The organism is Pseudomonas alkylphenolica, assembly GCF_016009175.1.
Taxonomy (GTDB): Bacteria; Pseudomonadota; Gammaproteobacteria; order Pseudomonadales; family Pseudomonadaceae; genus Aquipseudomonas; species Aquipseudomonas alkylphenolica_B.
The window spans coordinates 1-10,084 of sequence record NZ_JADUCM010000062.1; the positions used below are offsets into that span (position 1 = coordinate 1).

Genomic DNA, 10,084 nt, shown 5'->3' on the forward strand with positions numbered 1-10,084 from the left:
TCGGACTGCATTTGGAGGTTGGGTTTGGATCAGCCTTATCAGCGATGCTGCTTTAGCACCATCGCCGACCGGGTCATGCTGAAAAAAGATCTTCTTAGAAAGAGATCCAAAGACAGTTGCTCCTACAGGTATTGGGTACTCCGCCGGTTAACTGCCCCAGACCTTCTGCGCCTTCGGCGCTTCGGCGAGGATCTCGGCCACTGCAGCACCGATTTCTTCGACCTGCCACAGCGCGCCCTTGTCGCGGGTTACGCCGGTACGCCAGCCGTCACCCAGCGAGATCCGCCCACCCTGGCTCTCGAAGATCTGGCCACTGACATGGGCTGACTCCGGGCTACCGAGCCACACCACCAACGGCGCGACGTTTTCCGGCGCCCAGGCATCGAAGCTGCCGTCTTCGGGCTTTTTCACTACGTCGGGCATGGCGCTTTCGGTCATCGAGGTCCGTGCGGCCGGGGCCAGGGCGTTGGCGGTAATGCCGTAACGCGCCAGCTCAGCCGCCTGCACCAGAGTCAACGCGGCGATCCCGCCCTTGGCCGCCGAGTAGTTGGACTGCCCCACCGAACCTTGCAGGCCGGCACCGGAGCTGGTGTTGATGATGCGCCCGTCAACCGGCGTACCGGCCTTGGCCAGGTCGCGCCAGCGCCGCCCCAACAGGTTGGCCAGGCAGTAATGGCCCTTGAGGTGCACGCGCATGACCAGGTCCCAGTCATCTTCGCCGAGGCTGATGAACATGCGGTCGCGCAGTACCCCGGCGTTGTTGACCAGCACATGCACCTCACCGAACGCCGCCAGCGCCGCGTCGACAATGCGCTCGGCAGTGGCCAGGGTGGTGATGTCGTCGTTGTTGGCGATGGCCTGGCCACCGCTGGCGCGGATCTCGCCGGCAACGTCCTGGGCCGCATCGGCACGGATATCGTTGACGACGACGTTGGCGCCTGCCGCGGCGAATGCCAGCGCATAAGCGCGACCGAGCCCGCCGCCGGCACCGGTGATGATCACGGTGCGGCCTGAACAAATAGCCATGTTTAACTCCTTGATACGGCGTGAGCGCACGCCCGGCGGGCGGCGCTACGGATGGGAAAACCTAGAGACGTTCGATGATCGTGACGTTGGCCTGGCCGCCGCCTTCGCACATGGTCTGCAGGCCATAGCGGCCACCGCTGCATTCCAGCTCGTTCAACAGCGTGGTCATCAACCGCGCACCGGTGGCACCCAGCGGGTGGCCCAGGGCAATCGCGCCGCCGTTGACGTTGGTGCGTGCCGGGTCGTAGTCGAGTTCCTTGGCCCAGGCCATGACCACCGAGGCGAAGGCTTCGTTGATCTCCACGCAATCGATGTCGCTCATGCGCAGCCCGGTTTTTGCCAAGGCATGGCGGGTTGCCGCGATGGGTGCTGTTAGGTGCCAGATCGGGTCATCGCCCAGCACCGTGAGGTGATGGATGCGCGCCCGTGGCGTCAGGTCGTAACGTTTGAGGGCCGCTTCCGACACCACCAGCAACGCCGCCGAGGCGTCGCAGGTCTGGCTGGAAACGGCGGCGGTGATCGACGGGAACTGGGGATCCACCGGCTGCAGCTCGGCCATTTTCGCCAGGCTGGTCAGGCGCGGTGTTTCATCCACGCGCAAGCCGTTGCAGGCCACGATTTCCCGGGCGAAACGCCCACTTTCGATGGCGGCCAGCGCACGGCTGTGGCTTTGCAGGGCGAAGGCTTCCATCTGCTCACGGCTGATGCCCCAGTGATCAGCGATGCGCTGCGCGGCATAGAACTGGTTGACCGGCTGATCACCAAAGCGTGCGCGCCAGCCTTCGCTGCCGGAGAACGGATCGGGGAAACCCAGCGGCTGCCCGGCGAGCATGGCCGAGGAAATCGGAATCCGCGTCATGGTTTGCACGCCACCCACGGCGATCACGTCCTGGGTACCGCTCATCACCGCCTGGGCGGCGAAGTGCAGTGCCTGCTGCGATGAACCGCACTGGCGGTCAATCGTGGTGCCCGGCACATTCAGCGGCAAGCCGGCGGCGAGCCAGCTGGTGCGGGCAATATCCCCGGCCTGCGAGCCGATGGTGTCGACGCAACCGAAGATCACGTCGTCATAGTCTTCGCCGGGAATCGCGTTGCGTGCCACCAGTGCCTTGAGCACCTGGGCCCCCAGGTCAATGGCGTGGACTTCGCTCAAGGCGCCTTTGCGCTTGCCGGTCGGGCTGCGCAGGGCATCAACAATATAGGCCTCTGGCATGACTCACTCCTCGAAGGTATGGCCCGGGCCCAGGCGGGCACCGTCGGCGAACAGGTAGTCGCTGACACGGGATTTGTGGAACGCGCGATCGCCCCAGGACGAATCGAGCGCCCAGGCACGTTTCATGAACATTTGCAGGTCGACTTCCCAGGTGTAGCCCATCGCACCATGCACCTGGATGCCCTTGCGCGCGGCAACCCAGCTGGCCTCGCAGCAGGCCAGGCGGGCCTGGGACACCCACACGCTGGCATTTGCATCGCCCTGGGCCAGGCCGTGGGCGGCGCGGTACAGCACCGGCTTGGCCTGTTCGATGGCACGGGCGACATCGGCCAGGTGATGCTTGACCGCCTGGAAGCTGCCGATCGGCTTGCCGAACTGTTTGCGCTGCGCGACGTAATCCACCGACAGATCGAGCATGCGTTGCGCCAGCCCGAGCAGTTGCCCGGCCACCGACAACGCGCCACGGTCGAGCAGTTGCGCCTGCAACGTGCGGCCCAGCACGCCACTGGCCACGCAGGTGGCCGCGGTCGGGTTCCAGGTCACCTGCCCCAGGCGCCGCGAGGCATCGATGCTCGGCTGATGCAGCACATCCACTTGCGAGCGCGGCACAACATGAATGTCGTCGCCATCGATCAGGATCAGCACTTCGGCCAGCTGTGCATCGCTGACCAGCGGGTTGACGGGGTGGCTGATGGCAAGGCGCACGCTGCCCTCGGCGATGCGCGGCAGCAGGCGCCGGGCCGGGTGCTCGGCGGTCAAGCTGGCCAGCAGGCCGGTGGCGACGTAAGCGGTGTCGGCCAGAGAGTCGGGAATCGCGTAATACCCCAGCTCCTGGGTCATCAGCGCCCAGGCGACATCGTCCATGCCCAGGCCACCTTCGGCGTCGGGCACCGACAGGGCAGTCAGGCCCTGGGCAGCGATCTTGTTGCGCAGGTCCGGTGAACGACCGACGTCGGTTTCCCAGATTTCCCGGAGCATTTCCGGGGCCGCTTCGGTCATCAGGAAACGACTGATGGCTTCGCGAAACGTCAGCTGGTCATCGGTAAAAGTGAAGTCCATGGCCCGTTCCTTATTTCGGCAAGCCGAGCATCCGCTCGGCAATGATGTTGCGCTGGATTTCGTTGGTCCCGGCGTAGATCGGCCCGGACTGGGCAAACAGGAAGCCGTCCAGCCAGCCCGCTGCATCGTCATCGCCAGGCGCCAGCAGCTCGGCGCGGCTGCCGAGAATGCGCATCGCCGTTTCGTGCATTTTCAGGTCGAGCTCCGACCAGATGATCTTGTTGATGCTCGACTCGGCACCGATCTGCTCGCCGCGGCTGAGGCGGCCAACGGTGTGGTACGCCGACAGGGCATAGGCCTCGGCGCCCATCCAGGTTTCCAGCACCGCGTCGCGCAGGCTCGGGTCGCGGTCGGCGCTGTCGCGGTTGGCCTTGTACAGTTCCACCAAACGGCGTGCGGTGGCCTGGAAGCGTGCCGGCGAACGCAGCAACAGCCCGCGCTCGAAACCGGCGGTGGCCATTGCCACGTGCCAACCCTGACCATCGGCGCCGATACGGTTGGCCACCGGCCCCCGGACGTCGTCGAAAAACACTTCGGCGAAGGCGTCTTTGCCGTTGAGCGCCTTGATCGGGCGAATGCTCACGCCCGGTGCATTCAGCGGCACCATCACGAACGACAGGCCATGGTGACGACTGGAGCCCGGCTCGCTGCGGAACAGGCCGAACAGCCAGTCGGCAAAGATCGCCCGGGTCGACCAGGTTTTCTGGCCGTTGATCACGTAATAGTCGCCGTCGAGGGTGGCCTTGCTGGTGATCGCCGCCATGTCGGAACCGGCATTGGGCTCGGACCAGCCTTGCGCCCACATGTCGAGGCTGGCGGCCATGCGCGGCAGAAAGCGCTGTTTCTGCTCGGGGGTACCGAACTCCATCAGCGTCGGCCCGAGCAGCAACTGGCCATTCTGGTTGACCCGCATCGGTGCCCCGGCACCGTAATACTCTTCTTCGAAGATCAGCCACTCGATCAGGTCGCAGCCGCGGCCGCCCAACTCGGCGGGCCACATCCCCATCGACCAGCGGCTTTCAAACAGCTTCGCCTCCCAGGCGCGGTGCTGCTCGAAACCTTCGCGGGTGTCGTAACTGGCCAGCGGTTCGCGCGGCAGGTTGGCCGCCAGCCACGCGCGGACTTCGGCGCGGAAGGCAGTTTGTTTGGGGGTGTAATTCAGTTCCATGGCGTTCCCTCAGAACTTGGCGTCGCGTTTTTCGACGAAGGCCCGACGGGTCTCGGCGGAGTCCGGGCTGCTGTAGGCCTGCATGGTGAAGCCCTGCTCCCAGCGGTACTTGTCCTCCAGGTTGCCGTCTTCGATGCCGTTCAACGCCTCCTTGGCAATGCGGATCATGCCGGGGCTCTTTTCGGCGATTTTCGCCGCGATGCCCAGCGCGGTTTCGCGCAATTGATCCTTACTGACGATGCGCTCGATGAAGCCGTATTGCAGGGCTTCAGGGGCACCGATGCTGTCGCCGGTAAAGAACAGGTAGCGGACCTTTTGCACCGGGAACAGGCGTTGCAGGTGCGCACCGCCGCCCATGGCACCGCGGTCGACTTCCGGCAGGGCGAAGGTCGCGCAGTCGGAGGCGACGACGATGTCTGCCGCCCCGGTAATGCCGATGCCGCCACCGAGGACAAAGCCGTGGACCGCGACAATCACCGGCACCGGGTTGCGGTGCACGGCCTTGAAGGTCGCGTAGTTACCGGCGTTGACCTCGACGATGCGCTCCGGGTACTTGTCCAGCTCCTTGATATCGACGCCGGCGCAAAAGCCCCGGCCCTCGGCACGGATGACGATCACCCGTACTTGCGGGTCGGCGCCCAGGGCTTCGATCTGCCGGGCCAGCGCACGCCATTCCTGGCTGTCGAGGGCGTTGACCGGCGGCTTGGCGATCACCAGCTCCGCGATCCCCTGGTTGAGTTGTGTGGTAAATGCCTGGTTCACAGGGGTTCTCCAATACTGGCGGGATGGTTCGAGGACTGGGTCTGGCTGCGCGCCAGCAGCGCGTCCAGGCAGAGCTGGGCTTCGCTGGCGATGCCTTCGATGACTTCACGGCAACTGAGCAGCTCGCCGATGGCGGCCGCGACCTGGCCGCTGGGCAGGATGCCTTCGTCCGGTGCGCCATCCATCATCGAGCGCTGCAACAACACCGGCTGGTTGGCGGCCATCACCACTTGCGACAGCGCCGACGGGTCTTCACGCAAGGCACGGATGAACACCGAGGCCATGTGCCCGAGGCTCATGCCGGTCTGCTGTTTCCAGTGCCAGGCGCTGCCCAGGGCGATGCGCAAGCGACCGAACGGGCCGGCCTTTTCCAGACGATTGATAAAGCGGTTTTCGATCATGCGGTGGCGCATGCCGTCCACCGCCGTGGTCACCCGCACCTGCTGCGGGTCGTTGACCTTGAGATATCGCTCCAGGGTCGCCGCCGGTGTCGGCGATTCGCGGGTCATCAAAAAGCGCGTGCCCATGGCAATGCCTGCGCCCCCGGCAGCCAGCACCGAGGCCAGGCCACGGCCGGTGGCATAACCGCCGGCCGCGATCACCGGCACCTTGACCGCCGCCAATACCTGCGGCAGCAAAATCGAACTCGGCACACCGCCGGTATGACCGCCGCCCTCGCCGCCCTGAATGGTGATCAGGTCGGCACCCAGTTCCACGGCTTTCAGCGCATGCTTGAGTGCGCCCACGGTGGGAATGCACAACACCTTGGCTGCCTTGAACCGCGCGATGGTCTGTTTGTCCGGGCCGCGCCCGTAGCTCACAGCGCGCAGACGGTACTGGATTGCCAGGTCGACGCACTGCGCGGCGTTGTCCTGGAACATATGAAAATTGAGCCCGAAGTTGCTGCCACCGGTGGCGTCGATCACCTTGCGGATTTCGCTTTCCAGCTCATCGGCGGCAATGGTCGCGCCGGCGAGAAAGCCAAAGCCGCCGGCCTGGGTCGTGGCGATCACCAGGTTGGCATCGGCGACCCAGCCCATGGCGGTTTGCACAATCGGGTAGCGGCAACCGAGCGCTTCGGTCAGTGGCGTATCCAGCCAGCGATTCATGAGCGCTTGTCCTCTGCCTGCTTGTTGGCCTGGGCCATGCCCTTGGCGTCGAAGCCGCCCAGCTTGTCGCCGGACAACAGCTCGTTGTGGGCATGGGCGAAATGGTGCCAGGCGAACACCGCATCCATCGCCGTGCGTTTGCCTTGCAGGTCTTCGACGTGGTTGATCGCCTGCTTGGTCAGCGCCAGGCCCATACGCGGCTGCCGGGCGATGCCGGCGGCCAGGGCATAGGTGGCCTGTTCCAGATCTTCACGAGGCACCATGCGGTTGACCATACCTACCTGCCAGGCGCGGGTGGCGCTCATGCGGTCACCGGTAAAGAGGAACTCCTTGGCCAGGCGCGGGTTCATTTCATAGGGATGGGCGAAGTACTCCACCCCCGGAATGCCCATGCGCACCACCGGGTCCTGGAAGAATGCGTCTTCGCTGGCGACGATCAGGTCGCACACCCAGGCCAGCATCAGCCCGCCCGCCACGCAAGCGCCATGGACCATGGCGATGGTCGGCTTGGGCAGCTCGCGCCAGCGCCGGCACATGCCCAGGTAAACCTCCTGCTCGCGGGCATAGAGTTGCTCGCCTCCGGGCTTGTTGGTGTGGTCCCACCACAGGTGCGCACGCTCGAACGGCTTGTCGATGTCACGCCCCGGCGTGCCGATGTCGTGGCCTGCCGAAAAATGCTTGCCGTTGCCGCGCAGGACGATGACCTTGACCGCGTCATCGTTTACCGCCTGGCGAAAGGCGGCGTCCAGGGCGTAGGTCATTTGCGAATTTTGCGCGTTGTTGAAGGTCGGCCGGTTCAGCGTCAGCGTGGCAATCCCCTCGGCCACGCTGTACAGCACCGGTGTGTCTGTTTCGTAGACGGCTTTGTCCTCGCGGACGACGAATTCACTCTCGCTGCTGTGCATGTTCACAGTCCTCGCCTCAGGCCGTACGGATGCCGGGCGGGTTGCCCTTGATTGCCGTGGCGCGGTAATCGTGGGGGTCGAGCCGGCGGATCAGGGCCAACTGCTCTGCGGTCGGGTGCACGGTCTCGTGCAGGTGCGCCGACTTGAGCAACGGGAAACCGGTGTTGTCCTGGACCTGTTCGAAACTCACGCCCGGGTGCAGCGAGCGCACCTGCACGGCACGCTCAGGGCCGTCAAAATCGAGCACGCACAGGTCGCTGACCACACAGCGAATGTCCATCAGGTCGCGACGTGCGCCTTCGGGCCAGCGCTCGGCCTTGAAGCCGACCCCGGAGACCATGTCCACTTCACCGCTGACGAATACCCGGGTGTTGTGGTTGGGCACGAAAAACGAATTGAGGTGGTTGATGCTGTTGCCCGGCAGGCCGCGCACACCGAGGATCGCAGTCTTGGGCTTTTGATAGTCGCCCACGCAAGACAGGTTGGGCTGGCCCCAGCGGTCGATCTGGGTCGGGCCGATCATCGCGTGGCGACGACCGCCCCAGACGCACTCGAACACCCGCTCGAACGACAGGTAGCCGGAGTAGCGCGGCACATAGTCGCCACGCGGGCCGAGCGGAATCGGCTCCTCGACCAGGAACGCTTCGCTGTCGGTCATCAACAGCTCAGGGCTGTGGGTGAGTTTGGCCAGGCTCGCGCCCAGGCGCGGAATCACGCCCAGGCCCGAGGCGATCACTTCGCCATTGCCGCGCCAGGCCTCGGAGGCGGCAACGATCATCAGCTCAGCGAGGGTGAAATCACAGGTTGCAGACATAGTCGCTAATCCTCAGAACACGGGAAGGGGCAAGGCGCCCATGGAGTCGGCACCGCCGTTCTGTGCCTGATAGGCCTGTTCGCCTGCGGCGATGTAGGTCTGCACATAGTCCTGCCAGCCGTTTTCCGCCTGGCTGCTGGCGACATAGCCCTTGAGGTGCTTCATGTCCCAGCCGTAGTCGGGGGCGCAGGCAGTCGGGTGGGCGCCGAGCGGTGCATGCACCACGCCGCTGACCAGGTAGCGCTCGAAGGTGTTAAAGCGGGCCTGCTCGGCGGTCAGTTCCAGGCGTTCTTCCAGGCGCTCGCACGAGACGATGCACTGCTGGGCCGCGCGGGCGAACAGGTGATCGAAGTACGGGTCCGGCCCGGTGACCAGGATGTTGCCCAGGCGGTCGGCGACGTTGACGTGGACAAACGCCACATCGAGGTTCAGCGCCGGCATCGCCAGCAGCACCTCGCCATCGGCATACGGCGAAGCGATGGTCTTGAGCTCCGGGTTCAGGCGCGTGACGTCGGTGGCCAGGCCGCAGCGGGTCGGCAGGAACGGCAGGCGCATGCCCGCCGCGCGCAGGCCCCACTGGAACATGCCTTCGTCGAGTTCCAGCAACTCCAGTTCACCGGCCTCGCGGGCCTTGCGGTAATAGGGTTCAAGCGGGATGGCATCGAGGGTGGCGAAGCCGAACACCAGCTTCTTGACCTTGCCGGCAGCGCACAGCATGCCCACTTCCGGGCCGCCGTAGGCGACCACGGTCAGGTCCTTGACCGGCGAGCGCAGGATCTCGCGCACGATGGCCATCGGCTTGCGCCGCGGGCCCCAGCCACCGAAACCGATGGTCATGCCATCGCGCAGTTGAGCGACCGCATCGGCCGCTGTCAGTTGTTTGTTCATCATCACGGTTCCTTACTGTTGGCCGACCGAAAAGTCGTGCCCCCAAATGCTCACGCGGGTGAACTCGAAGGCCGAGTGTTCGGCCCAGTCGACTTGCAGCCCGCCAAAGCCGTATTCCAGATCGAATCCGGACGGTGTCTTCATGTAGAAGCTGGTCATGCGATCGTTGAGGTGCTGGCCGAGGGTTGCCGACAGGCTTACGTCATGGGCCAGCAAGCGGTCATGGGCACGGCCGACCTCAGTCATCGAATCCACCTCGACCATCACGTGCACGCACCCTGACGGCACCGGGTACTCGGCCAGTGCCAGGCTGTGGTGGCGAGCGTTCTGGCAATGCAGGAAGTGAATGCGGATCGGCGGTGCCGACGGATCGGGGCGGAAGTTGAAAATGTCCGACAGCTCGAAGCCCAGCACGTCCTTGGCGAACGCCAGCGTGGCGTCGAAGTTCGGTGCCGGCAGCACGGTGTGGCCCAGGCCCATGTCGCCGGTGATGAAGCGCGGCACGCCTTGCGGCGAAACGAACGGCAGGCAGTCGGAGCGATGGCCCCAGCTCAGCTCGTGGCAGTTGCCCGACGGGTCGGTGACTTTCACCAGGGCCTGCACGCCGCGTTGATCGACTTCGGCGGCGCTACCCGGCTGCCATTCGATACCGGCGGCGGTCAAGTGCGCGAGGGCAGCCTGGAATGCCGCTTCGTTGGCCAGCTCCCAGCCGGACGCCAGGTAACGGGCCTCGCTGCCTTCGACGATGAGCATGCGAAACGGACGCTCGTCCATCTTCACGTACAGACCGCCGCCCGGCGCCGGCTGCACTTGCATGCCGAGCACGTCCTCGGCGTAGCGTTGCCATTGACTGAGGTTTTCGATCTGGGAGACGAAATAGCTCAAACCGCGAATGTCGATCATGCCTGGGTTCCTCGTTGGCTGATTCCGGTGCGTGGCTGGCATTGTGCAAAGCGCCGCCCTGCCCTTCATCGTCCGTTGAGACTAAGCACCTTGCGCGCAGGCGCTTCACCTGTAGGAGCAACTGTCTTTGGATCTCTTTCTAAGAAGATCTTTTTTCAGCATGACCCGGTCGGCGATGGTGCTAAAGCAGCATCGCTGATAAGGCTGATCCAAACCCAACCTCCAAATGCAGTCCGA

At 64.8% G+C, this 10,084-nt stretch carries 10 protein-coding genes; all 10 read right to left on the minus strand.

Annotated features, from left to right (window positions below):
• Positions 1 to 147: 147 nt before the first annotated feature.
• The 10 genes from I5S59_RS26105 to I5S59_RS26150 all read right to left on the minus strand — a co-directional run bounded on the left by I5S59_RS26105 (position 148) and on the right by I5S59_RS26150 (position 9,847).
• Positions 148 to 1,026, minus strand: a complete 879-nt coding sequence (locus I5S59_RS26105) for an SDR family oxidoreductase (protein ID WP_197879148.1) — start codon at positions 1,024 to 1,026, stop codon at positions 148 to 150.
• A gap of 61 nt (positions 1,027 to 1,087) precedes the next feature.
• Positions 1,088 to 2,239: an acetyl-CoA C-acetyltransferase gene (locus I5S59_RS26110; RefSeq protein WP_197879149.1), complete on the minus strand. Its 1,152-nt coding sequence runs from the start codon at positions 2,237 to 2,239 to the stop codon at positions 1,088 to 1,090.
• Between the two features lie 3 nt (positions 2,240 to 2,242).
• On the minus strand, positions 2,243 to 3,298 hold the full coding sequence (locus I5S59_RS26115) for an acyl-CoA dehydrogenase family protein (protein ID WP_197879150.1): 1,056 nt from the start codon (positions 3,296 to 3,298) through the stop codon (positions 2,243 to 2,245).
• A 10-nt stretch (positions 3,299 to 3,308) separates the two neighbouring features.
• Positions 3,309 to 4,466, minus strand: coding sequence for an acyl-CoA dehydrogenase family protein (locus tag I5S59_RS26120; protein WP_197879151.1), 1,158 nt, complete (start codon positions 4,464 to 4,466; stop codon positions 3,309 to 3,311).
• A gap of 9 nt (positions 4,467 to 4,475) precedes the next feature.
• Entirely contained in the window at positions 4,476 to 5,228 is a 753-nt protein-coding gene (locus I5S59_RS26125) for an enoyl-CoA hydratase family protein (RefSeq protein WP_128326363.1), read from the minus strand.
• Entirely contained in the window at positions 5,225 to 6,337 is a 1,113-nt protein-coding gene (locus I5S59_RS26130) for an NAD(P)H-dependent flavin oxidoreductase (RefSeq protein WP_197879152.1), read from the minus strand. Before I5S59_RS26130 ends, I5S59_RS26125 begins: the two co-directional genes overlap by 4 nt.
• A complete protein-coding gene (locus I5S59_RS26135) occupies positions 6,334 to 7,242 on the minus strand; it encodes an enoyl-CoA hydratase (protein WP_197879153.1) in 909 nt (302 codons plus the stop codon). Before I5S59_RS26135 ends, I5S59_RS26130 begins: the two co-directional genes overlap by 4 nt.
• A 16-nt stretch (positions 7,243 to 7,258) precedes the next feature.
• Complete coding sequence (locus I5S59_RS26140) at positions 7,259 to 8,056, minus strand: CoA-transferase subunit beta (RefSeq protein ID WP_197879154.1); 798 nt, start codon at positions 8,054 to 8,056, stop codon at positions 7,259 to 7,261.
• 12 nt (positions 8,057 to 8,068) lie between these two features.
• Positions 8,069 to 8,944, minus strand: coding sequence for a CoA transferase subunit A (locus I5S59_RS26145; protein WP_197879155.1), 876 nt, complete (start codon positions 8,942 to 8,944; stop codon positions 8,069 to 8,071).
• Positions 8,945 to 8,956: 12 nt separating this feature from the next.
• The gene (locus tag I5S59_RS26150) at positions 8,957 to 9,847 is read right to left on the minus strand and encodes a VOC family protein (protein WP_197879156.1); all 891 of its coding nucleotides are present in this window, start codon (positions 9,845 to 9,847) and stop codon (positions 8,957 to 8,959) included.
• Positions 9,848 to 10,084 lie beyond the last annotated feature (237 nt).